Here is a 25,548-nt window from a genome sequence, read left to right as displayed (position 1 = left end):
ACAACACTTAAAATTCAACCAATATAGCGGAGTAGGGGGAATACGCAAAATTAAATGACGTTTATCCAACTAAAGCCCGAAAGAAATCAAAAGTATCCGAATTAAGATACGTTTATCCAATTAATGTACCTCATGCCAGAGCGAGGAGGGGGCGAGCTGTCCACCTCATGCCAGAGCGAGGAGGGGGCGAGCTGTCCACCTCATGCCAGAGCGAGGAGGGGGCGAGCCGTCCACCTTACGCCAGAATCAGGACGGGAGCGGTGCGCTTTCCCATCCCTTCTGACTGCCGTTTCCAGCTTGGCCGGAAGCGAAGCCCATCCAAACTCCGTAGGATTTTGAACTTTTATTATAGATGGCCTTATTTAGCATGGGGCCGCCTGCGGCTACACTTAAGGCAGGGAAGAGAGGGACTGCTGAAGGAACACGGGAGGCGGAAGACAATGGTTATCGAGTCCAAAAGAAGTATGGCGGTCACAGGCAACGGCAGCAGCTTGCCGCCGGTAGGCCGCAATACGAAGAAGAGACACATGCTGAAGCATCTGCTGAAGCATAAGGTGCTGCTGCTGATGCTGCTGCCGGGCGTAGTATTTTTGCTGATCAACAATTATTTGCCGATGTTCGGGATTGTGATTGCGTTCAAGAATATCAATTATGTAGACGGGATTCTTGGCAGTCCGTGGGTGGGGCTGGATAACTTCAAATTCCTGTTCGCCACCTCGGATGCCTGGATTATCACGCGCAATACGGTGCTCTACAACTTCGTGTTCATTGTGCTTAATCTGCTCTTCGCCGTATCCATTGCGGTGGCCCTGAATGAGCTGAGGAACAAGCTGGCCGCCAAATTCTATCAGAGCATCATGTTCTTCCCCTACTTCCTGTCGATGGTGGTGGTGAGCTATCTGGTGTTCGCTTTTCTGAATGTTGAATACGGTTTCATCAATAAAGGGGTCTTCGCCCTGTTCGGTCTGGATGAGCTGAACTGGTATTCGGAGCCGAAGTACTGGCCGTTCATTCTGCCGCTGATCAATCTCTGGAAAGGGGTGGGCTATGGCTGTGTCATCTACCTGGCGGCGATCATCGGCATTGACAATGAGTACTATGAAGCGGCTCTGATCGACGGTGCCAGCAAGTGGAAGCAGATTCTGCACATTACCATCCCGCTCATCCGGCCGGTCATTATTATTACAACGATTTTGGCCATTGGGGGCATCTTCCGCTCCGACTTCGGGCTGTTCTACCAGACTACGCTGAACTCCGGGGCGCTGTACCCGACTACGCTGGTCATCGACACCTACGTCTATAACGCGCTGATCAATATGGGGAACCTGGGGATGTCCGCAGCGGCCGGATTATACCAATCGGTGGTCGGCTTTTTCCTGGTCCTCGGCTCGAACTGGATCGTGCGCAAGGTTGACAAGGATCAGGCGGTTTTCTAGCGGAAAGTCTGGCGGCGCACGTACCCTGTAGAAGGAGTGGAAATCCGTGGCTAATAACGAAATATCCCGATTCACTAATGTTCTTCTCCATATTATTTTTATCATTCTGTCCCTGGCTTGCCTGCTGCCGATTGTCCTGGTCTTCATGATCTCGATTACCGACTACGATTACATTGTCCGTAGTGGCTATCAGTTCATTCCTGAGAAGCTTAGCCTGGAGGCTTACGCTTATATCTTCAAGGATTACAGCGTGGTGCTGCGGGCCTACGGCATCTCCATCTTCGTCACAATCACCGGAACGCTGGCCAGTGTGTTCCTCTCTTCCCTGTATGCGTATCCGATATCGCGGGCGGATTTCCGGTACCGGGGGGTGTTCGCTTTCCTGATCTTTTTCACCATGCTGTTCGGCGGCGGGCTGGTGCCGTGGTATATGGTCTACACTCAGGTGCTGGACCTCAAAAATTCGATCTGGGCGCTGGTTGTGCCGATGCTGCTGTCCCCGTTCAATGTGCTGATTATGAAGACGTACTTCCAGATGAGCGTGCCGCCCGCGCTGATTGAAGCCTCTACGATTGACGGGGCGGGGGAGCTGCGGACGTTCTTCCGGATTGTTTTCCCGCTGTCTCTGCCGGTCTTCGCGACCATTGGGCTGTTCAATACACTGCATTACTGGAACGACTGGTTCAACAGCATGATCTTCATTACTGACACAGACCTCTATTCCCTCCAATATCTCATGTACAAAATGATCTCCCAGGCAGACTACCTGAGCCGCAACGGGGCACTCATTCAAGGCTCGGCCACCGAGCTGGCCAAATTGCCGGGGGAAACGATCCGTATGGCGATGGCGCTGATCGGCATTGGGCCGATTGTGCTGGCCTATCCGTTCTTCCAGCGGTATTTCATCAAAGGACTGACGCTCGGCTCGATCAAAGGCTAACCTCGGAACCTACCGATTAGCATATATTTGTCCATCAAGGGGAGGAAAAAAGTATGGCAGGTAAAAAAGTCACAGGTCTGCTGCTGTCGCTTGTGCTGATAGCCGGATTCACCCTGGCCGGATGTGCGGGGAACAATGGCAATACAGCTGCGCCTACAGAGAAAGCGGGAGAAAGCACCACAGCTCCGGCGGCAACGAAGGAAGCCACAGGAACCGAAGCGGGCGGAACAGAGGCGCCGGATGCACTTCCGCCGGTGGAGCTGTCCCTGTATCTGCCCGGCGGGCCGGATAAGGATGTGGCGTCCGTAGAGCAGGAGATCAACGCCTACTTGAAGGATAAAATCAACGCCACCCTCAAGATCAACCAGCTGAGCTGGGATAAACCGGCCGACAAGGTCAACCTGATGATCCAGTCCGGCGAGGTGTTCGATATGGTCTATACCTGGAACTTCATGACCAATGCCGCGAAGGGGGCGTATCTGCCGCTGGAGGAGCTGCTGGACACCTATGCCAAAGAGACGAAGGCACAGATCAACCCCGCTTACCTGCAGGCGGCCACCGTCAACGGACATTTGTATGCGGTTCCAACCGAGAAGGAGCTGGGTCAGTCGGTCGGGTTTGCTTTTGACAAGGCGATTGTGGATAAATACGGCTTCGATGTGAACAGCCTCCAGAAGCTGGAGGATATTGAACCGATGCTGAAGACAATTAAGGAGAAGGAGCCGGCCCTCTCTCCGCTGTTCATGAACCATACCGACAGTCTGCACTGGTTCACCGCGTATCCTGACAGCGAGGACTTAGACGGCAGCAATGATATCCCGACCCTGCTGGATTACAAGACCATGAAGGTGTTCAACGAATACGACACGCCGGCAATGACGGAGCGGCTGAAGCTGATCCGCAGCTGGTATGAAGCGGGCTATATTAACAAGAACGGAGCCACTGACAAGACCGAGCTGAAGGATGCGGTCAAAAGCGGCAAGGCCTGGTTCGTCTACGGCAACATGAATCCGACGTCCACCAATGATTGGACCCGGCTCGCCGAGAAGCCGATGATCATCAAGACGCTGCTGCCTGTTCAGGTCAGTACCAAGAGTCTGCAGGGCTCCATGCTCGCCATCTCCAGAACCTCGAAGAACCCCGAGCGGGCGATGATGTTCATGAACCTGATTCACACCGATCCGGTGCTCTACAACCTGCTGACCTTCGGCATTGAGGGCAAGCACTACAAGAAGCTGGAGAACAATACTGTGGAGTTCATTGCGGACAGCGGCTATAACTCCGTCTCCTCCTGGATGATCGGCAATGTGCTGCTGAACTACCTGAATAAGGATGAAGATCCGAAGCGCGTGCAGCTCTATACGGACTGGAATAAGAACTCGAATATTTCCCCAGTCATCGGGTTTGTGTTCGATTCAACCAAGGTGCAGTCACAGATCGGAGCGCTGATCAACATCACGAAGCAGTATAAGAACACCCTGTTCTCCGGGGAAAAGGACCCTGAGCCGGTCCTGAAGGAGATGAACAGCAAGCTGAAGGCCGCAGGCCTGGACGCTGTGATTACGGAAATTCAGAGTCAGCTCGACGCTTTTCTGGCCGCCAAATAAGCAGTAGAGGCCATAGCACGCCCGGTATCCGGCAGCAGCAGTCACGCGGCCGCCTGCGGCAGGTACCGGGTATTCTCTTTCGCTAATCCAGCCTTTGGGGAGCCCTATCTGATTAAGAGAGGGTGTTACTATGCGAATTCAGAGAATCACAGGCAAATTGCTCATTGCAGCGCTGGTATGGATGTCCGCAGCATTGCCCGGAGTACAGATCAGCTCTGCCGAAATGCCGCCTGCACAGGCGGTTGTGGAAGATCATGCAAATAACAGTACGGTCACAGAGGATACCTATCAGCCGTCTTCGCTGCTATGGCAGGTGGGCGAGCAGGATAACAGCTCCGCAGAATTTACAGTGTATCAGGATGTGTACAGTGAGAATATTAACCTCCCCGTCAATCCCCTGAACTGGAATACGATCTCCCGCGGCATGAAGCTGGACCGTAATGCGGCGATGGAGCTAAGCTTCAATCTTACGGAAGTCCCCCTCAATGGTGTTGAGTTCAGCTTCAAGGTACTGGATGCAAGCACAGCTATTCCGCAGCTGGCCGTGTTCACCAATGGCAGCTTCAGCGGGCTGATTCAGATTACCGGGCTGAATGACGGAGAGACCCCCCTTACGAACACATGGAAAGAAACCTATAGACTCTACATTCCCTCAGAACAGCTGAAGACCGGCAGCAATGAGCTGAAGCTGACTGTGGATCGCGGGCTATACGCTGATCCGCTGTCGCCCGGATATGACGGTGACAAGTATCTGTGGTTTGAGTGGGATTATTTCAGGCTGAAGGCACTGGAGGAGCCGGCCACAGAGCCCATCCATGGCAGGTATGTTCATCTCGGCAGCACGATTGCCGCTTCGACCTTCAGGTATGACGAGCATGCAATCCGCCATCTGGCGCCGATGGCCAAGTGGCTGGGCATTGCCTACAGCGGCAACTGGATGCGCACCTCCTTCTGGTCCGATACCAGCACAGGCTGGGACCCGCAGGGCCGCAAGTATCTGGAGACGCTGCGCGACCTCAACCTTGCGCCTATGGTTAATATCATCGGCGGCAACTGGAAGACTAACAGCGAGCTGGCGGCAGGGACGATCAGCTCTGCGCTGAGGAGCTATTACAGCGGCTTTGTCAACAAATTCGGCGATCTGTATCAGTATGCAGAGACAGGCAACGAGCCGGGACTGTTCGGCTGGGCGCAGAAGGCAGTGCTGGCGCTTCATGAAATGATGGACGAGGAGAGGCAGACGAACAGCCAGCCGTACCTGAAAATTGTCGCCCCGGGCTGGGCCTACTGGCCGTATAACGGCACCCCAGACGGCTGGGAACGGGACGCTGCCCAGCGTGCGCCGATTGAAGCACTGTCGGATGTGACCAACGGACACAGCTATGGCGGGACCGGCGTCCAGCCGTTGCCGGGCGGAAGCCTCTATGAGAATCTTCGGGTGTACAACGATTCAGAGGAAGGCTTCGGCAAAGAGATGGCCATGAGTGAGACCGGCAGCAACGACAATCATTCCGACAATACGAAATACGGGACGTATGCTTACAGGTTCGCTTCTGCTTTTGACCGGGAGCTGCGGGGGAATATCGGTTATGCCGACCATATTATGCAGCATGCCGCCTTCTTCAATGACGGGACGGAGTTTGGCCTGTTCGATTCCGCGATTAACTGGAACACGCACCGCTATGAGGATACGGCGGCGGTACCGGCTAATATCAATGAATCCGGGGAGACCCGGCTGAAGACGTTCCGCAGACTGGCCGCTGCTTACGCTACGCATGGAAGCCCGCTGGGCTACGAGGTACTGAATGCGGCTGAACTGACCGGGCTGAAGGCATACTTCCGCGCAGTGGATACCTCGACGCTGGGCACTTCGGCCATCGGGGCTGCTGCGGATAAAATCCTGCTGAACTTCGTGAATTTCGAGAAGACGCCGGTAACGATGCAGGTCCGGGTGGCCCTGCCGTCCAGCGGAGTATATACCGGGGAGCGGTTCGGACCCGGGGAGACGTACGCCGCCGCCTACTCCCGGGTGGAGCTTACGGCAGATCCCTACGTTACCCTTACAGTGGCACTGGACGCGGGAGAGACAGTCCAGTACATCCTGGATGAGCAGGACAACACACTGCCTGCTGCTCCGGGCAACCCTGCGGCAACAGCCGTAAGCCATGAGCAGATCCGGCTGACCTGGGCGGGTTCGACAGACAATGATGCTGTGGTCAGCTATAACGTCTACCGTGACGGCGGAGCGGCTCCGGTGATCAATATTCCGGGTAGGCTGACCTTCTGGAGTGACTATACCGTTGCGCCCCAGACCACTTACAGCTACACGGTGCAGGCCGTGGATGACTCCGGCAATGTATCGCCTCTTAGCGCAGCCGTGTCAGCGACTACGCCGGTTATGCCCATTACACCGCATGCCGCAGGAGATCCTTCCAAGTTCGAGGCCGAAGCTACCGCCTTTGCCCTGCCGCTGAAGACCGGTAATAACAGCAGCGCCTCGGGCGGCAAGGTCGTAGAGCAGACACATAGCGGAGGCTTAACGATCCAAGGCTTCCACTCCGTGAACGGAGGCAGCTATACTTTGACAATTGTATACGCTTCCAATGAGGAGTCGAAGAAAAACATTCTCGTGAACGGCGTGAAGCAGTCCACAGTAACCCTGCCTTCTACGGGAAGCTGGACCGCGAATCTGACAGCACGGCAGTATGGCATTACCCTCCAGCCGGGCTATAACACGATCAGCTTCACTTCGGCCGGGAAGGGGGCGAATCTCGATTACTTCAGGCTGGAGGAGGGGCAGTACGTTCCGCTCTCCCACTGGTATCCGGCCGCACACGATCATCCTTATATTGACTATGCCGGATTCACGCCTGCGCCCAATGGAGTCTCCCATGTGACCTACGAAGAGGATGCCACAGCCGCCTTCAGCTTCAATGGCATCGGTGTCCGCTGGAGATCAGATATCAAGAGCGATATGGGCAGTGCGGATGTCTACGTCGATGGCGAGTATAAGGAGACTGTAGTTATTCCGCAGGCAGGGCTGGAGGGCGATCATAAAATTGTCTACGAGCTGACGGGTCTGGAATACGGGCTGCACCGGATAGAGATTGCAGGCAAAGGCGGAAAGGTAATGGTCAGCGGGCTGGAGTATGAGAGCTACGAGTCTGTACTGCCTGTACCGGGACCGGATCTGACCGTGACGGATATCGGCTGGCAGATTGTGAACAGCGACGGCAGCCCTTCCGCGCACAGCACACCGCAGCTGGGCGACTCCCTAATTTTCTGGGCCAAAGTGAAGAACATCGGCGTCCGTCCCACACCGCTGAATGCTTCGACCGGACTTGGGCAGATTACCGGCGGCGCCTTCTCGGTCAACGGCGGGGTGGTCTCGTGGACGGACACGAATACCAGTGTGATTCAGCCGGGCGAGGAGATTACACTGACGGCTAACGCCAGTGCCCAGGGAACGCCCCGCTGGACGGTGCCGACCATCGGCGAGTTTACGGTCAGCTTTTTTGTGAATGATATCTGGCGGTATGCGGAGATGAACAAGGAGAATAACAAGCGGGCAAGGACGCTTCTGATCAGCCTGCCCTGACGGGCTAATCAGCCGCTGGGGATATGCGCGCAGGCAGTTTGTAGAATATTGAACTTATATTATAGCTGGCTGTATGTAGACCAGCTTCGCGATCCGGTACACTGGACTCAGAACAGAACCTGCCGGGAGGAGCTTTAAATGATGCAGAAGCCGTTAACCAAGGAAGAACAGGAGTGGGTAGAGGGTACGCTTGAAGCGATGAGCCTTCGTGAGCTGATCGGGCAGACGATGCAAGACCACGCAGGCAGACTGCCGTTCAAAGGAGATGATGAGGCAAGTCTCCGCAGGTATCTGGAGCAGTATCCGGTGGGCAGCTTCTTCATCGGCGGGGAGGTCATTCAGAAGGCTGCGGGCAAAGCGGAGGATTACCGGGACTGGGCGGGAATGCTGCAGGGCATCAGCAGGTTCCCGCTGCTGTTCTCCGGTGATCTGGAATTCGGGGCAGGCTCGGCCGTGAGAAGTCTCACGGCCTTCCCGCCGCTCCTCGCGCTTGCCGCCGCCGATGATGAGGCCCTGGCTTATGAATACGGCAAATATACCGCGCTTGAAGGCCGGGCGGCGGGGTTCACCTGGGCGCTGGCCCCGGGCACCGATCTGCTGCTGAACTGGATGAATCCCGTGATTACGACCCGTTGTCTCGGCGATGAGGCCGGACGGGCGGCACGCCTGGCTGCCGCTGTTATGCGGGGGATGCAGGAGCATGGCCTTGCGGCATGCGCCAAGCATTTTCCTGGTGACGGGGTCGATTACAGGGATCAGCATATCATTACTACGTTGAACAGCTTATCGGAAGAGGAGTGGTTCTCCACTTACGGACAGGTGGCCGGGGAGATGATTGATCAGGGTGTGATGTCCTATATGACCGGACATATCGCCCTTCCTTGGATCGAAGACGGGGCAGGCAGCGGATCGAAGCCGATTCCGGCAACCGTCTCGGAACGGATTACAACAGGGCTGCTGCGGGAGCGGCTGGGCTTCGATGGAGTTGTGCTGTCGGATGCGCTCGATATGGGCGGGTTCTTATCCTGGGGAGACTACACGCAGCGCATCATCGACTGCTTCAATTGCGGTACGGATGTGCTGCTCTGGCCAGGAGTGCGTTACTTCGCGGTCATGGAGCAGGCGGTGGAGGACGGACGTGTCAGCCGGGAACGGCTGAAGGCCAGTGTCCGGCGGATTCTGGAGCTGAAGGCGCGGCTTGGCGTGCATGCTGCCCGCGCCGGGGAAGAAGACGGCCGGGCGCTGCCGCTGCTGGACGACAAGCTGCTGCCCAGTCTGGACCGGCAGGTCAGACAGTTCAGCCGCGAGCTGGCCGGGCGCTGCATTACCCTGGTGCGCAACCGTACCGGCCAGCTGCCGCTGAATCCGCAGAAGATCCGGCGGGTGCTGGTCATCATGCTGAATAAGGTGACGGAGGGGCGCAGATATGAGCGGATGAATCTTTTTGTGGAGCAGCTTAAGGCCCGGGGGCTTGCGGTCGATATTCTGGATGAATTCGAGCCGCTGACGACGCTGCGGCAATGGGAGCTGTCCGGGGTCCGCTGGGATGCCGCCTTCGCCCCATACTTCCTTCCGCTGCACGGAATGATGAATACCGCCCGTCCAGTGGGGGAAGCAGCCAAAGCCATCTGGGCCATGCAGCATGCAGAGACTGTCCGGCCGATCGGTATTTCGTTCGCTACGCCGTATCTGCTGCAGGACATTCCCTTCTTAGATACCCTGGTGAATGCGTATTCCCTGCATGAAGATACGGTAGAGCTGACGGTGAAGGCACTATTCGGAGAGATTCCGTTCCAGGGAAGCTCTCCGGTGAGGACGGAGATTCAAGAGGGATATTATGGTTCAGGGAGGCTCTCCGGTAAAGGCAGAGATTCAAGCGGGTGAATACGATTCAGGGAGGCTCTCCAGTGAGGACGAAGATTCAAGAGGATGATTACGATTCAAGGAGGCTTCAGAGGTCTTGACTATCAATCGGGAGTTAGCGAACAGGCAGGCATTAGAGCAGAAGCTGGAGCGGATCTGGGAATACATGCGCTCCGAGCAGCACCAGGGCAATTGGGCTATGGATATAGATCATTGGGACTGGGTGCCCGGCGTGGGCGTAATCTCGTTGTTGGAGTATGGCACGGTGACTGATAAACAAGAGGTGAGGGATTACCTGCTGCACTGGGTGAACCGGAATAAGCAGAAGGCTGAGGGGGGTTGGGTTATTAATTCCCTGGCCCCTTATGCGCTCTTTCCTGAGCTGTACCGGCTGACCGGCGAGCCTTGGCTACTCAGCCGGGCGCAGGAGGTTGCCGCATGGATACTGGAGACTGCCCCCCGGACCCGGGAAGGGGCGCTGGAGCATACGGTGACAGAGGCGGTGGAATTCCCGGAACAGGTATGGGCCGATACGGTATATATGGCCGTGCTGTTCCTGGCCCGGCTTGCCGGCCTAACCGGCGACAGGGAGGCTGCCGCCGCCGCTGTGCAGCAGACGCTGCTGCACCTTCGTCTGCTTCAGGACCCGGAGACGGGGCTGCTGTTCCATGGCTGGAACAGCCGGGCAGGCAGCCATATGTCGGCAGCCCGCTGGGCCCGGGCCAATGCCTGGGTGCTACTTGCTATCCCGGAGATTGTGGCCGGGACAGCAAGCCTGATTGCTATTCCGCATGAGCTATACAGCCGCTACCGCAGGCTTGCTTCTGCGCTGCGGCAGGCTCAGGGGGCCAGCGGCTTGTGGCATACGGTGCTCGATCAGCCGGATTACTACGAGGAGACCTCGGCCAGCGCCGGAATTGCCTGCGGCTTCCTGAAGGCGGTGAAGAGCGGACTGCTGGAGGCTGCTTATCTGGAGAGCGCGAAGGCGGCCCTTGCGGGTATTCTTCCACTTATCTGCGAAGATGGTGAGGTGCAGGGAGTCTCGGGAGGCACTCCGGTCATGCCCTCGATAGCAGCCTATAACACCATCGAGAGATATCCGGCACTGTACGGGCAAGGGCTGGTGATGCAGCTATTGACAGAGGCACTGGATCTGGGGGAAATGGAGTATCGGCTTGCGGGGCAGGAACATCAGGAGTGTAAGCAACGACACGCGGACCAGAGGAGTAAAGAGCCTGAAGAGTACCAGAGACGACAAGAGGGCTAAGGGTGTCAAGAACATCAGGAGCGCCAGGGACGACAAGAGAGCCAAGGGTGTCAAGGACATCAGGAGCGCCAGAGACGACAAGAGGACCAGGGGCGTCAAGAACATTCAGAGCGTCAAGGGGGTAGCAACGTCAGGCGCAATCCGAGGGGAGGGTTCCCTTGAAGTTGAAGGAAAGGCAGGGAATAACAGTGAAGGATAACTTAGAAGCTGCGGGTGGAGGGCTGGATCAGCGGCAACGGCTGATTCATAAGATGGCCGGACTGGAATCCCGCTATGATTCGGCAATCTGCATGCTGCGCTCTCCGTTCAGCAGCCCGGGGTATCATACGACACTGAAGGAGGCGGAGTTCATCCACTCCACCAGAGACTCGCTCAGCTATGCGCTTGGACTACTCGACACGGAGCTGGCCGGTTATGAACAGCGGGCATTCGATATTATCCGGCAGGTGATCTCCTTGCAGGATACAGACCCGGCGCATGATACCTTCGGCATCTGGTCATGGTTCTATGAGGAGCCGCTGGACCAGATGGCTCCGCCGGACTGGAACTGGGCGGACTTCTGCGGCAGCCGTCTGGTGCAGGCCCTTTCGCGCCACGGCCACCGCTTCCCGGACGATCTGCGGGAGGCGGCCGTCTTGTCCATAGAGTATGCCTGCGAAGCGATTATCCGGCGGAATGTCGGACCCGATTATACCAATATTGCGATAATTGGCGCGTTCGTGACCCGAATTGCCGGGGAGAAGCTGGGGCGTAAGGATTATGCAGACTATGGGCTGGAGCGGCTAAGGAGGCTGCGTGCTCACACCCTGAAGCATGGGGCTTTTCAGGAATACAACAGCCCGGTCTACACCTACATTGCCATTCTGGAACTGTCGAAGCTGCAGTCCGAGACCTCGGACATCAGGGTTAAGGCATGGACCGGCGAACTGCTTGAGCTGACCTGGAGGACCGTGGCCGGGTATTATCATCCTGCCACGGCCCAGTGGTCCGGGCCGCATTCCCGCTGCTATGGGGTGCTGCTGGAGGACCAGAGCAAGGCGTTTCTGCAACTGGCGACAGGAGGAGCCGCGATGTTCTTCCCATGGGAGGAGTTGCCCTACGAAGAGGAATGGTATAAGAGCGGCATCCGTTGTCCCCCAGCCTATTTGGATCGATTCAAGGTTCCTGATACGAAGGAGGTAAGGCAGCGCTTGGAGGGGGAGGGAGAAGGAAAAGAGGGAAGGGAAGGTCGGGAGCGTGAGGAAGGACGGAGGGGGGAGCAGAGTCAAGAGCAGAGTCAGGAGCAAGAGCAGGGTGAGGACCGGGAACTGGAACTGGGGCTTGAATTGGAACTGGAGTTGGAGCTGGAGCTCGGTCAGGGTCCGGGTCAGGTGCATAGGCAAAGGCAGGAGCGTGACGGCAAGTGGGCGGTCACTTATATGACTCCGCAGTGGAGCATGGGCTCCTTCACCCACAGTGACCTGTGGAACCAAAGACGGCCGCTGCTGATCTATGCAGATCATTACGGTCAGCCTGCCTATATCCGGCTCCGTTGCCTGCATGATGGCTATGACTACTGTTCTGCACGCTTTCAATCGCTGCAGAAGGCAGGCCATGTGCTGTTCGGGATCGATTTCGTAACGGATGGAGGGGATACCCATCCGAATCTGGACCGGACCGGCGGTGTGATTGCAGCCTCGGACCTGCGGCTGCGGCTGGAGGTTGGCGGCGCTCTGGACGAAGTTACTGCCGGATTAACAGAGGAAGGTGCGGTGATCAGCATCGGAGGGACGGAGTTTAGCCTGATCACCTGGTTCGCAGCATTCAGCAGACCAGCGAATGCAGAGAATCGCTTGGCATGGGAGGTTCATAAGGCAGACGGCCGGATGAATATTGATATGATTCTCTACGCCGGTCCGCGCAGGACCCTTGATTTCACCTCCATGCAGCAGGCAGCGCTGGTGTTCTCTCTGGTGGCTGGAGAGGAGGGGAGATTGAACTCTGCCCCGCTTCTGGAGCAGACAGATGAGGGCGGACTGCGGGTTAGCAGTGGGATGGAGCATGAAGAGGACAGAACGCAGGGAGTTGCAGGAGAGAAGGCAGCGGGAGCGAAGAGGGTCAACGTATGGAATGATGAGAATGGAGCGAATGAAGTAAATGGAGTAAATGAAGTAAACGAAACAAACGAAACGAATGTTGAGAAGGGAGGGTGGGGTGTAAGGGGCGTGAACAGCATGAACAGCATGAAGGGAGGTTTCGTACTTAACCTGCGGCCCGCGCCGGGAGAGCCATGACCTCACCACTCAAAGAATGAATGTATGCGAAATACCGAACACAATTTGCTGGTACAAAGGCCGATGACCAAATGTATGCGGAAAACCGAATACAATCGGTAAGTGCGACGGCGCATGAACCAAATGTATATGAAAAACCGAACACAATCGATGCTGCTGCGATGAGGGTTAGTCCCCCATATACCGTAGGCAGTAACATCGTAGAGAAATCCTGCTAGAAGTACAGCAATACTGCCCCATAGAAGCGGCTTATGCTGAAATCCTGCATGAAAGGCAACAAAGCCAGCGCTAATTTGCTCTCATCACCAGAAATCCTGCAAATGATACAACAATATAGCGTAACCTGTAACTTTTTTAGGGAAATCCTGCAAGATGTGCAACAATGGGGCTTCATCATGCAAGCGACCAGTGAGAAAACGCGCAGAATTGGCAAGAGATAGGCGGAGCACCGCTACGAAAGGAAGGGACAATTCAGAACGTATGCGAAAACAAACCTCATAGACAACACAAGGAGCTGGCCCCGTAATGCGGGGACCAGCTCCTGTGACATTCAGAGGTTTTATTGCGGCAGCTCTATAAAATCATCTCTGAACCGCTCGTAATCGGCGGTCCGGCATTCCAGCTTCAGGCGTGTGCCCTGCTCTTCGTAGCTGACGGACTGCACATCGGCATGTTCATTAAAGTAGGAGACAATGCTGCCCCGGTCGAACGGGACCAGAATCTCACACTGTACATAGTCGGTGAAGATGCGGCTGCGGATCAGAGTGACCAGCTCGGCGATCCCGCGGTTTTTCTTAGCAGACAGGGTTACAGAGTTCTCCTCCACCTGCGGGTAAGGCTCCTCCCTAAGATCAGCCTTGTTGTAGGCGTACAGAGTAGGGATTCCGTCAGCGCCCAGCGCCTTCAGGGTCTCATTCGTTACAGCCATATGCTGCTCATGCTGCGGGTCGGCAATATCGACGACATGAATCAGCAGATCGGCTTCCGTTACCTCCTCCAGGGTCGAACGGAACGCCTTCACCAGATGATGGGGCAGCTGGCTGACGAAGCCTACGGTGTCGGTTAACAGGAAGGTCTTGTGATCAGGCAGCACGATGCTGCGCACCGAGGTCTCAAGCGTCGCGAACAGCATATCCTTGGCGAGCACGCCTTTGCCCGAACCGGGATGATAGGTCTCGACCAGGGTGTTCATTAAGCTGGACTTGCCGGTGTTGGTGTAGCCGACCAGACAGACCACAGGTACCTCATTCTTATGCCGCTGCTTACGCTGGATCTGGCGCCTTGCGACCTGCGTCTGCAGCTCTAACTGCAATGCGGAGATCCGCTCTTCAATCCGTCTGCGGTCCAGCTCCAGCTTCGTTTCCCCGGCTCCCCGGTTCTTCAGGCCGGCCCCGCCGCCCTGTCTGCCGAGAGACTCACGCAGTCCGCTCAGGCGGGGCAGCATATATTGCAGCTGAGCGACCTCTACCTGCAGCTGGGCTTCCTTGGTCTTCGCCCGCGAGGCGAAGATATTCAGAATCAGAATGGTCCGGTCAATGACCTGGCGGTCCAGCGATGACTCCAGATTGCGGATCTGGGAGGGAGACAGCTCATCATTGAAAATAACGACCGGCGCTTCATGCTGCTCCATCAGCAGCGCCAGCTCCTGGATTTTGCCGGTACCGATGTAATGCGACGGGTTCACCCGGCTGGATTTCTGGCTAAGCTCAGCCACGACCTCAATCTCGCAGGCGGCTGCCAGATTACGCAGCTCCTCCATCGAATAAGCGAAGTTCGTATCGTTCTGCAGCTGCATGCCGACGATAACGGCTTTCTGTTGTACGGGTTCCATATATAGATCAACCTCCATAGTGTAATTTGGGCATCAAAAAAGCACAGGCAGTCTGCCTGTGCTAACAGTAGGTGGAGGAACAACAGAATAAGGTCTGGTATAGCCCGCTGCGCGGGAGCAGCTATACGGCCATGCTTGCCATAGACACCATGAAGGTTCAAGCTGCAGGGCCAAGGGCCCCGGCAACTTAAAAAGATATAAAGCTAATCCTCCCGGCAAACACAGATCCTGACGGGGCGGATACATGCACTAGTGGACACAGTGTACCGGATCCGGGAATCAGCGTTCGGGTTGCGGATTAACAGGTGAATTCTATGGGTTACGTGTTATGGACAGACTTATCCTGAGTCCTCTGCACAGGGCAGAGCTTTCGCGCTATGGGAAAATAATTAGCCGCGCAAAGTGCGAATCCGGATATAATCTATCACACGCAACCCTCCGTTCTAAAAAAGTTACATTGATTTTAGCACAGTCCTTGCCATCTGGCAACAACCCCCAGTAAGCGGGAGTGTGTGTGATTTGACAAGTGCCATGGTCTGTCAACCGACCAGAAACTTCCATTTTCCTCTGCATATCCTATTGAATACGGCTCTAATCGGAGGGTGATAACTATGCCTATACTTACAACCAATATGTTAACAAAGAACCCTACCCCGGGAGCAGGACTCATCAGTCAGGCGGTAGTGAAGGTAGTGAACAACGGGATCGCCCAGGGATCGGTCTATTTGACCGGTTACAACAACGATGTAAGTCCCTCAACGCTGTTTGCACAGGAGCTGTTTGAGTCGAACTATCGGGAAGTTGTGACCAAAACGTATAATATTACGCAGAATTTTTTTCAATTCAATATTTCCTACTCCCAGGAGCAGATCCGGGCACGGATCTTTCTGGTGGACAGCAGCGGGGTCTGGATTCCTGTTACTCTGCAGCCCATAACGCTCAACCGGATTACCTCGGAATTCCGTAACAATATCCCCGTAACCGGCAGCGACACCGCAGCCCTCAGCTTCCGCAGAAGCACCACGATCACCGTTCCTGAAGCAGTGACCGCCGAGATCTTTCCGGACGGGTTGGAGATTCTGGCCTCCACTCCCATCCGCTATACGGTGATAGCCGGGGGGACCGTTAACGGGGCTTTTGTGAATTACCCTACGCCGACTACGGCTATCCCTGTCACTGAAACAGCGCTGCTGGTGAACTATACCTGCACATCGGTCACCGGCGGACGGGTGCTGACTCAAGGCATCGGCTCCGGCATATCCGGGGCGTACCAGAATGTGGCGGCGAATCTGCTGAATCAGCGGCTCGCGTACGATCTTCAGCTATTGCCGGTCACGCTGGTGGTCAGCTCGCTTGCCGGTGAGGACAATGTGGCGGTTACCTTCCGAATGTCTGAGCAATGGTGAAGACTGCCGGGTGAACGCCCGTTATTGCCACGCTGGTTGACTGGTAACAGACCCATGCCAGACCTGTAGCAGATAAAAGATAGCCGGAACAGGGGGCATCCGCAGCAGCGAATTATCCCACCCATTCCCGGCGCAGTGTGAACAGATCCTTCAGCGCGTCTGTGGACAGCTCGGTAATCCAGCCCTCGGAGCCGGAGATGACGTCGTCGCTGAGCTGCTGCTTGCTCTCCAGCATCTCGTCAATCTTCTCCTCCAGCGTGCCGAGTGAGATGAACTTGTGCACCTGCACATCCCGGGTCTGGCCCATGCGGTAGGCACGGTCCGTGGCCTGATTCTCCACCGCCGGATTCCACCAGCGGTCGAAATGGAACACATGGTTGGCGGCCGTCAGGTTGAGGCCGACCCCGCCCGCTTTGAGCGAGAGGATGAATACATTTGGCTGATCGGACGGCTGCGCTCCGGCGGCTGCATCTGCAGCCCTAACCCCTTCGCCCGCAGGCAGCACGGGAGCCTGGAACCGCTCAATCATGCGGTCGCGTGTGCTCTTCGGCGTGCTGCCGTTCAAGTACAGCACCGGTTCCTGCAGCTCCTGCTGAAGTACGGCCTGGAGCATCTTACCCATGCCTACATACTGGGTGAAGATCAGGCAGCGCTCGTTCTCCTCGCGCAGCTCGCGGACCATGGCGAGCAGCCGTTCCAGCTTCGCAGAGCGTTCTATCAGGGAGGTGGTGTCCAGAGCGCTGCCGTCCTCCGGCTCAGGAAGTACCTCCTTGGTAAGCAGCATCGGATGGTCACAGAGCTGCTTCAGGCTGGTCAAGGCGGCGAGGATGGCCCCCTTGCGTTCGATGCCCTCCAGCTTTTGCATCCGTTCAAGCAGGCTGTTCACATTCTGGTCGTAGAGTGCAGCCTGCTCGGCTGTCAGGTTGATGTAGGTTTTCATCTCATTTTTATCCGGGAGATCAAGCTGGATCGCCGGGTCCTTCTTCTTGCGGCGCAGCATGAACGGCTTGACCAGCCGCTGCAAATCAGCGGTCCGCTCGGCATTGCGCTCCTTCTCAATGGCATTTGCGAACCGGTCCTGGAACCCCTTCGGGCTGCCCAGATAACCAGGTGTAATGAAATCGTAGATCGACCACAGCTCGGACAGCCTGTTCTCAATCGGCGTTCCGGTCAGCGCGATCCGGTGCAGGGCCGGGAAGCTGCGCACGGCGGCGGACTGCTTCGTTCCGGCATTCTTAATATTCTGTGCTTCATCCAGGCATACCGTTGCCCAGGTGAACTGCTTCAGCAGTTCCTGGTCCAGTGCAGCGGTAGCGTAAGAGGTAAGCACAACATCCGCCTGTGAAGCTGCGCCGTAGAAATATCCGGCATCCAGCCGTCTGCTTCCGTAATGAAGCATCACGTTCAGGGAAGGCGCGAAGCGCTGCAGCTCCTTCTGCCAGTTGCCCAGCACGGAGGTCGGGCAGATGATGAGCGAAGGCCAGCCCGCCGGTTCGGTCTGCCGCCGGGCCACAGGTGCGCCGGAAGCTGCAGCTTCCTCCTCCTGCTCCTTCAAATGGAGCAGGTAGGAGATTAGCTGCACCGTCTTGCCAAGCCCCATGTCATCGGCCAGGCAAGCGCCCAGCCCGAAGCGGCGGAGGAAGACCAGCCAGGCGAAGCCCTCGTGCTGGTAGCTTCGGAGCTCGGCGTGCAGACCGGCCGGCACCTCTGGCTTCGGCCACTGGCTGCGCTGGCCCAGCTGGCCGATCAGCTTCACGAGATGCTCGTTCAGCTCGACCTCCAGCCGGACGCGGACCGCTTCTTCCTCGGCACGCTGCGCTTCCGCTTCCTCCGAATCACCGTCTGCACCTTCGTTCAGCAGGTGCAGCTGCAGCACGTCCTGGAAGGACAAGCCGCGCGACTTGTCCATCCCGGCCATGGCCCGCTGAATCTGCGCCAGCAGCGCAGGGTCCAGCGGAATCCACTTGCCGCGGAACTGGACGAGGCGTTCCCCGCGCGCTACGAGGTCGGCGAACTCCGCCTCGGACAGGTCGGCGTCGCCGATGGAGATGCGCCAGTCGAAATCGACCAGCGCATCCAGGCCGAACAGCGACTGCCCGCGGCTGCCCTCAGCCGTGCCGGAGCTGATCTTCGCGCGCAGGCGCGGCTTCCTGCGGCTGGCGGCTTCCCACCACGCCGGCAGCAGCACCTGCCAGCCAGCCTCCAGCAGCGCCCGGCTGTCGGCCGTGAGGAACCGCCACGCGACCTCGTCGCTGAGCGGCTCTGCCAGCACATCGGCGCCGCGCCCGATGTGCTCCGGAAGGCTGTCACGCAGCCGTGACAGCCACCCGCCCGCCCGCTCGTGGACATGCGCTGTCCACGCTGCGGGCCAAGTGCCATGCGGCTCGCCGTCTCCGGTGAGCCGCAGCGGCACAAGCGCGGACTCGTCGCGCTTGTCCTGGAGGAGCAGCTGGAGCCGCCAGTACGGCAGCTCATCGTCAGGCTCAAGCAGCTGCAGCACCGGCCGGAACGGCGCGGTGTCTGCCTTCCAGCCGATGGACATCAGCCAGCTGTCCTCGTCCATACCGGCTGCGCTTCTCCCACCTGCGCTGAACAGCAGCGGGAATTCACTGCGCAGATCACCGGCCTGCGCCTCGGTGCTGTAATACCGCTGGAAGACCGCCGCCGAGAAGGCGGCCTGCAGCCCTTCAGCGAATCCGCTGCGCTCCTGAAGACGATGCAGCGCGGCCGCATCATCCCAGTCTGCCTCGGCGGCTTCCGCCAGCACTTGCTCTGTCCAGGCCCAGCGGAGCTGGCCTTCACGGTAGGCTGCGAAGCTGGGGGCGTACTGCCGTGCCTCCAGCATTCTAGCCAGCAACGGGGCCAGCCGGGTCAGCAGCTGGGCATCGCCCTGCCAGCTCCAGCCGACATGCCGGAGCAGCCGCAGGTCCGCAAAGAACGGCAGGACCTGCTCGGCAGGCAGCACCACCAGCTCGACCTCATCGGCCTTCGAGGTGCTAAGCTCCGTGCCGTAGAAGGATTCCTCATGCCAGGCGAACAGCAGCTGCTTGAGCTGGATACCGGGCATATAATCATCCCGGTCATCCACACCATAGATCAGCGCATCCCCATACTGGGTAAGGGCGAGCTGGACGGTAATATTGCGCATCTTCATATTCATGGGATCAGTTTTCCTTTCCGCAGCTCCTCCTGCAGGGCGCGCAGGCGGCTGTGTCTATCCGTGAAGCTGTCCAGGAACACTTCCCAGCGTGCTTCGCGTTTCAGTTTTTTGTACAGCTTAGCGAGCCGCTTCAGCAGCTTCACGGCCGCTTTGTAGCTGTGCCGGTTCTTCTCCAGCACGAAGCGCTCCACCGCCTGATGGTAGAACGGCAGAAGCAGCTCCGGCGCATTCTTCTCGATCGGCTGGAGGTCACTCACCCGGAAGTCGGCAGGCCGATGGCCGGAGGCGATCTGCATATCCATCCATTCCTGCCATTTGCCGTAGGCTAGGAGCTGGGCTTCATAGATTTCGCGTGACAACGGCAGCATACCCGACAGCGTCTCCCACATCAGCGGCTCTTCTTCTGGCAGGTGACGGACTGCCTCATCCCAGTAGCCCGCATAATCCAGCAGATTATACATTCGGCTGTTCAGCAGCGGGCCGAGCGCGGTCAGCCACTGGGTCAGGCGTCTCCACTCGCCGGCTTCGGCCAGCGGAGGCAGGAAGCTCATCAGCTCCTCCGGGTGCAGCCCGGGCCGTTCGGACGCGGCGTTCAGCTTCTCAATAGCGGCCGAATCCTCATGCAGCAGCGCATGCATCCGGCTCTCGGCCAGCAGCAGGGCATGTCGGGGAGCAGCGCTTAGCTGTTCTCCGGCCTGTTGCAGCTCCGCCAGCTCCTTGGTGTACAGCTCCGGTCCGCTTAGATTCGGGGTAATCCAGTTGATCCACAGCAGGCTGTAACAAGCTGAGAAATAAGGCTGTTCTCTGGCGCGGTCGCGCGTTTCGTTCAGCATCTCGGTCCGGAGATAGGCAATCGTATCGTAGACTCTCGGCCACTCCTCGGGGGCTTCCGCCAGCGGCAGACCCCGTTTCATCGTGTCTATGATATGCTTTTGCAGCTCGGAAATCGCAATAGAGGTGTAGTAGCCCACGGAATAACCAAGGGACAAGGGGTTCGCCGTTAGGGAGGTCCCGCCAGGCCGGAGGATACTCTCCAGCACACAGAGATGAGCGTGTAGCTTGAACAGTTGGGCAGCAGCGGGAGGCAGCTTGGGCTGGCCCCCGGTAATGGCGGCGAGCGCCCGGTCCGCATACTGCGGGTTGCGCACCGTATGGGCAAGCGGCTCCACCAGCAGCGCCATGTATTCGCGCCACTGCTGCACCGTAGCCTCAGGAATCAGGGCGGCCAGCTTCTTCAATTGTTCGCCGCGCCGTCCCGGAACAGCAGGCGCCGCAGTGGAATGAAGCTTGGGCTGGCCTATCAGCGCCTTGGCGTTTGCAATGGAATGCACAGGCTGCGCCTGCTCCTCAGCGTATTTCATCAGCACAGCCGCCATATGCTTGCACATTCCGGACACTGGACAATCGCAATGGCTCTCCTCCAGATCGTCCAGGTCAATAGAGACCCCATAATCCTCGCGGCCTTCGACCAGCGACATGATTCTGTGCGGCGTGATCATTCTGAAGGCCTGCACGCGCTGCTGCTTATAATATTGAAATCCCCGTTTCAGGGTCAGATCATCGAAAGAATGGGCAACCACCGAGATGAGCTTATCCCACCCGGCAGCATCCATCATATAGTTTGACTGCATCGCTATCGTTCTCCTGTAGCAGATTGGGTGAATCCGTCGTTCCATTATATCATTATTGCATAGCGTATCCTGCAAAAGTCTGAAATCCTGGCAGGTATGATATGCCCCATATTGAAAAATTAGGGGGAAAGTAAAACGGGATGTCTGCTGACGGCCGGGGGGAGCAGGAGGATGGGTTCTATGCTCCGCAGCAGTAACATTTATAGAGAAATCCTGCAGGAAGTGCAGGAATACTGCCCCATAGAAGCGCCAGAGCCTGAAATCTTGCATGAAATGCAACAAAGCTAGCGCTAATGTACTCCAAACACCGGAATTCCTGCAAATGATGCAACAATGTACCTCAGCCCCTAACACTTTTAGAGAAATCCTGCAAGATGTGCAACAATGCGGCTCCAAGCAAGCGGCCGGTGAGAGAAAACGCTCAGAATCGGCAAGCGATAGGTCGGGCACCTCCAGGAAAGGAAGAAACACTTCAGAACGTATATGAAAAACGGAATATATAATTACATAATTTTGATTTTATAGAAACAAATATGCTTGAACGGCGTCTAAAATAGAAATCTGTCATCCAGGGAGAGATCAGGAATGAACAAACTTTTGAAAATAGCCATATCAGGATTAGCCTTGACCCTAGTGTTTAGTGCGGGTGCCTTTGCGGCTACAGTTGCTCCAAAAATAATCGTAAACGGCAATCAAGTGAAAACTCAGACGCAGCCTAAGATTATTAATGGTACGGTATATGTCCCGATTCGGGCCGTTTCAGAAGGATTTGACGCCAGTATTCAGTGGGATAATACAACTAAAACCGTGTATGTGGATTCTGATCCGAATTTCGGAATGGAGCGCAGCAGTGTGGCTTATGTGGCGAACCGCAACCTGGCATATAGATGGATTATGGCGTATGACGAACGGGATCATCAAGGAGTGCTCGATGTAATTACGCCTGATTTCAAGACCGATATCTATAACGAAAGTTTCCCGGCGGGAACGTATAATATGGAAACGATTGTTGACATGAAGGCTGTAGCAAGTACAGACAGCACCTTAACGGTGCGGATTGTCCAGAGAGTGACTGCGGAGGATGAGTACAAGGTGAAGGTGGAGCGGTGGAATTTTATTTTTGGGCAGGGGAAAATCAAGTCCGTGAAAAGGGTACCGGACACGGCAAAATATCTGGACCGGTACACCCTTTTCCCGGGAGCTAACTTCGGCATCTAGGTTCCTTATTCGGGGATGGCCCGGATCAGATCCGTATAAGGGAGGCCGGAGAATTTAAAGGTTGTTACAGTGCCGTCGCTAAGCCTCTGATAACCGCTATACACCCCGTTGTTGTAGCTAAAAGAATCCTGAAACAGATCAGAAATATACGCTGGCTGCACACCGCCGAACGTAGTTGCCGGATAACCGGGGATATCTGCTTCTGAAGCCTGCCATATGGCTGTGGCCGTTGTGCCTGTAATCTCAACCACAGTGGTTATTTCTCCATTGCTGTAGGCATAGCGGGTGGCGTCCTTTGAGGCAAAGGAATAAGAGTAGTATTGGGAGTGGTCACTTTGTGCACTTGTACCGGGCTTGAAAGAGTAGCGGACCGGCAACGAAATGGCTGCCAGGCGGGCCTGCTTAAGATCTGCTGAATGGATGGCCTGGGCATCAGGAGTGAAATTCTTGGATTGAATGAAGATGATTTCCCTTATTTTTTCATAGTACACACTGTATCCAAATGCCTCACTGACAAACTTTGCGGGAACCATGATTCGTCCGTTGTAATTATTGGCTTCACTATCCATTTGTACCGGTACGCCATTCTTATAGGCAATCGATTGTCCCTGAGTCATTTCAAATTGGTCATTTGAGGAATTCGTAATCGTTACCGTATGGCGGATACCATCCCAGGAATAGTGGAGCCCCAGGGAAGCAAGCGTGCTTATGGGAATCATCATTCGGCCAGCGAGTATGAGGGGACTGCGATCAGCGGAGATAAAAGCCCCATCGATGTTAATCTGTATAGGTTTTGTGGTTGACTGGGCCTGGCTGGCAGCAGCGGCGGAGCTAATGCCGGCAAATAAGAATAAGAGGATCAGACAGAACGGAACTAACCTTTTCAGTATAGGCATTGGCAGCTCATTCCTTCCAAGTAATGTATATCTTTTGATTATAACGTGAGGTTCAAAGGATGTTAAGATTGCGGGCAGATGAAAACAAGCCTTCCAGACCCCGTTAGGGCGTTGGGAAGGCTTGTTAAAAATATACGGGTCACCGTAGAATTCTGTCAGCTATAAGATAAAGTCACAACCCTCAAAGCGCTGCCCCTTAGAGATTAGCATCACCGCATGAGCAATAGCGGCTTGTTGAGATTCAGACAGTCCGGACTCATCGCCGTTCCAAGCATCCAGCCACCAGAAATAGGAGCAGATATTCCGGTAGTCCATGAGCATAGGGAGCTGCTGAATCCAGTAAGCGGATAACACATGATGCAAAGAGTAACCGGTCAGAAACTCATTCAGGAAGTGAGCGGCAAACTTATTTTTGGACTGCCGGTCTTTCCCGGGGGGACCCCACCAGACCGCATGGACGGCTGCGATTGCTATATCAAGGGCGTACCAGCCATAGATGCTGTCATCGAAATCGAACACCGTAAGCTCACCTTTGTCGATATGGAAATTATACGGATGAAAATCATTGTGGATGAGTCCATATGAATCCGTATCTCTTGGCAGACTGGAGAGGACATCCTCCAGGGCTTCCAATTTGTCTGTGAGCATCCGGTAGCGGCCTTGGTGCAGATAAGGGTTAGTGATACGCCGCCTTCCCCAGTCAGACCGTCTTGCAGCGGGATCTGCAGGAGAATAGCTTTTGGTGAGCAGGTGTATCCGTCCCATGGTCTCGCCCCATAGTCTGAATATGGAGGGGCCCCACAATTGCGGATCGCTTTTGTCAAAAAAACATCCGGGTGCCATCTGAAAAGCTGTAGCAATATAACACTGTTCCTGCTGACTGTATACAGCGGTAAGCTGCCCGTCTGAGGTATGGACCGGCAGGGAAGTGCGCACTCCATTGAGTGCCAGATAGTAGACCCAGTCTATCTCCGCTTGTATTTGTTTCACATAGGCTGCAGGTTTCGCTGACATTCTTAGGATATGCGGCTGATTGTTTTTGACAAACCGGTAGACTTCATTGCTTGAGTTGCTCAGGAAGACTAAAGTTTCCGCATCAAATCCAAAGGCTGCCGCTGCTTGGTGCAGCAGTTGTTGACTCACCAATTGAAACCCTCATCTCATCTTTAGCGTCCCCCGGCCGGGTGCACCCTCAGACTAACAGCATTTCCCGCTGAAATATAGACTTATAGTTTCCTGTCAAATATACTAAGACTTAAGTCCAAATCATTTTATTTCTTCACCACAGGAATCCATACCTCGCAAATACATTCATTGTGCTCATCATTCGTTGTTACTCCGGTCATGCATTCCATCGTTTCTCTTCAACCATCCTGTTTTATCATATACTCCATTCTATGCGTTTCCTGAAACCCGAGGCTGTTATACAAATGTATGGCTTCATTCCCAACAACGCAGGACAAGGTAACGTTTGTATAGCCGCGCCGGTGGATCTCATTACATAAGTACTTCACGAAGGTTCGTCCGATTCCGCGTCCCTGAAGATCAGAACGTACACTAACACTGCTGATTTCATTCCTGTGGATGTGGCTGTAAGCCGCAATTTCCCCGTCAAGCTCATAGACCAGCCGGTCCTCCGCATCCGCTGCCCAGGCTGTTCGTCTGCCTTCATTAGGCTCTGCAACCACAGAATCGGGGAAGCAGCCAACGCGCATCCGCATTTCATGAAAAGCAGTAGCATACAGCGAATGGGCGTCAACAAAGTCCTCATCTCTATACAACCTTGCTGAAGCCGTTTCCTGAGGAAAAGAACCGCCGGTCCGTTCCATATAAATAAGTGAATAGTACGGGGCATAGCCAAGGCTGCGGGCAAACGCAAGGGAAGAGGATACCCCGGACCGGACGGAAGTACTGATCTTACGGGCTCCGCCTGCCTGTAGTTGAGCTTCAGCCACCTGCATCAAAGCCCTGCCAATGCCTTGCCGGCGATGCTGCGGGGCGACGAATACATTTAAATGAGACTGAGGTGCAGGTGCTTCCATTTGGACTAACGCAAGAAGCGTATCATCCACATAAGCGGCAATAAAAAGTTCCGGCTCTTCTTCAAGCGCATGCAGGAGGTCAGGAGCAGCGTCAACATCCAGGCTTAATAGTTTTGCGGCAGCGGGAGAATCCTGCATGCTTAGGCGTTCGCAGCGGATATCTGATAGTTTCATTGGCTCTTAGTCCTCCGAATCAAGATAATAGTTGGATAACGTACTTAATTCAAGCAGTCAATAATAGCATTATTAGCTGCTGTTTTTCCACTTGCTTCCGCACATTGCCCGGAAATCTGCCAGGTAAGATGCGTTTTTCCAATGGTTTGTCCATCTGCCTCACTGTCGTAATCTTGCTCTCCTATCTCAATAGGCTGCATAAGCCG

The 25,548-nt window shown here is 55.8% G+C and carries 17 protein-coding genes; 10 read left to right on the top strand and 7 right to left on the bottom strand.

Annotation, left to right across the window (positions count from 1 at the left end):
* Window positions 1-440: 440 nt before the first annotated feature.
* The 8 genes from NSU18_RS18175 (at window position 441) to NSU18_RS18140 (ending at window position 13,424) form a co-directional block, all read left to right on the top strand.
* Window positions 441-1,436, top strand: coding sequence for an ABC transporter permease (locus NSU18_RS18175; RefSeq protein WP_445321811.1), 996 nt, complete (start codon window positions 441-443; stop codon window positions 1,434-1,436).
* Window positions 1,437-1,482: 46 nt separating this feature from the next.
* Window positions 1,483-2,376, top strand: a complete 894-nt coding sequence (locus NSU18_RS18170) for a carbohydrate ABC transporter permease (RefSeq protein WP_341149709.1) — start codon at window positions 1,483-1,485, stop codon at window positions 2,374-2,376.
* A 53-nt stretch (window positions 2,377-2,429) separates the two neighbouring features.
* Entirely contained in the window at window positions 2,430-3,983 is a 1,554-nt protein-coding gene (locus NSU18_RS18165) for an ABC transporter substrate-binding protein (protein ID WP_341149708.1), read from the top strand.
* Between the two features lie 130 nt (window positions 3,984-4,113).
* A complete protein-coding gene (locus tag NSU18_RS18160; protein ID WP_341149707.1) occupies window positions 4,114-7,581 on the top strand; it encodes a carbohydrate-binding domain-containing protein in 3,468 nt (1,155 codons plus the stop codon).
* A 138-nt stretch (window positions 7,582-7,719) separates the two neighbouring features.
* Entirely contained in the window at window positions 7,720-9,465 is a 1,746-nt protein-coding gene (locus NSU18_RS18155; RefSeq protein WP_341149706.1) for a glycoside hydrolase family 3 protein, read from the top strand.
* 76 nt (window positions 9,466-9,541) lie between these two features.
* On the top strand, window positions 9,542-10,711 hold the full coding sequence (locus NSU18_RS18150) for a glycoside hydrolase family 88/105 protein (protein WP_341149705.1): 1,170 nt from the start codon (window positions 9,542-9,544) through the stop codon (window positions 10,709-10,711).
* Window positions 10,712-10,899: 188 nt separating this feature from the next.
* Window positions 10,900-12,984 (top strand): hypothetical protein, encoded by a 2,085-nt coding sequence (locus NSU18_RS18145; RefSeq protein WP_341149704.1) that lies wholly within the window; start codon window positions 10,900-10,902, stop codon window positions 12,982-12,984.
* Window positions 12,985-13,250: 266 nt separating this feature from the next.
* The gene (locus NSU18_RS18140) at window positions 13,251-13,424 is read left to right on the top strand and encodes a hypothetical protein (protein WP_341015149.1); all 174 of its coding nucleotides are present in this window, start codon (window positions 13,251-13,253) and stop codon (window positions 13,422-13,424) included.
* 119 nt (window positions 13,425-13,543) lie between these two features.
* Here the strand turns inward: NSU18_RS18140 and hflX are convergent, their stop codons facing one another.
* Entirely contained in the window at window positions 13,544-14,815 is a 1,272-nt protein-coding gene (hflX, locus tag NSU18_RS18135; protein WP_341149703.1) for a GTPase HflX, read from the bottom strand.
* Window positions 14,816-15,447: 632 nt separating this feature from the next.
* Between hflX and NSU18_RS18130 the strand changes: the two genes are divergently transcribed.
* Entirely contained in the window at window positions 15,448-16,221 is a 774-nt protein-coding gene (locus NSU18_RS18130; protein WP_341149702.1) for a hypothetical protein, read from the top strand.
* Window positions 16,222-16,333: 112 nt separating this feature from the next.
* Here the strand turns inward: NSU18_RS18130 and NSU18_RS18125 are convergent, their stop codons facing one another.
* Both NSU18_RS18125 and NSU18_RS18120 read right to left on the bottom strand, forming a co-directional pair.
* The gene (locus NSU18_RS18125; RefSeq protein WP_341149701.1) at window positions 16,334-19,381 is read right to left on the bottom strand and encodes a DEAD/DEAH box helicase; all 3,048 of its coding nucleotides are present in this window, start codon (window positions 19,379-19,381) and stop codon (window positions 16,334-16,336) included.
* Window positions 19,378-21,012 (bottom strand): SWIM zinc finger family protein, encoded by a 1,635-nt coding sequence (locus tag NSU18_RS18120; protein WP_341149700.1) that lies wholly within the window; start codon window positions 21,010-21,012, stop codon window positions 19,378-19,380. The genes NSU18_RS18125 and NSU18_RS18120 overlap by 4 nt, the downstream gene beginning before the upstream one ends.
* A gap of 585 nt (window positions 21,013-21,597) precedes the next feature.
* Here NSU18_RS18120 and NSU18_RS18115 point away from each other — a divergent pair.
* Window positions 21,598-22,230: a copper amine oxidase N-terminal domain-containing protein gene (locus NSU18_RS18115; RefSeq protein WP_341149699.1), complete on the top strand. Its 633-nt coding sequence runs from the start codon at window positions 21,598-21,600 to the stop codon at window positions 22,228-22,230.
* Window positions 22,231-22,235: 5 nt separating this feature from the next.
* Here NSU18_RS18115 and NSU18_RS18110 read toward each other — a convergent pair whose 3' ends face one another.
* From NSU18_RS18110 to NSU18_RS18095, 4 genes are all read right to left on the bottom strand, one after another.
* Complete coding sequence (locus tag NSU18_RS18110) at window positions 22,236-23,126, bottom strand: copper amine oxidase N-terminal domain-containing protein (RefSeq protein WP_445321810.1); 891 nt, start codon at window positions 23,124-23,126, stop codon at window positions 22,236-22,238.
* A gap of 159 nt (window positions 23,127-23,285) precedes the next feature.
* Entirely contained in the window at window positions 23,286-24,269 is a 984-nt protein-coding gene (locus NSU18_RS18105) for a phosphotransferase enzyme family protein (protein WP_341149698.1), read from the bottom strand.
* Window positions 24,270-24,490: 221 nt separating this feature from the next.
* On the bottom strand, window positions 24,491-25,342 hold the full coding sequence (locus NSU18_RS18100; protein WP_341149697.1) for a GNAT family N-acetyltransferase: 852 nt from the start codon (window positions 25,340-25,342) through the stop codon (window positions 24,491-24,493).
* 44 nt (window positions 25,343-25,386) lie between these two features.
* Window positions 25,387-25,542, bottom strand: a complete 156-nt coding sequence (locus NSU18_RS18095) for a hypothetical protein (RefSeq protein WP_341149696.1) — start codon at window positions 25,540-25,542, stop codon at window positions 25,387-25,389.
* Window positions 25,543-25,548: the final 6 nt, after the last annotated feature.

It is taken from the genome of Paenibacillus sp. FSL H8-0048, from assembly GCF_038002825.1.
In the GTDB taxonomy this organism is placed as follows: domain Bacteria; phylum Bacillota; class Bacilli; order Paenibacillales; family Paenibacillaceae; genus Paenibacillus_AQ.
This window is presented reverse-complemented; position numbering and strand designations above follow the sequence as displayed.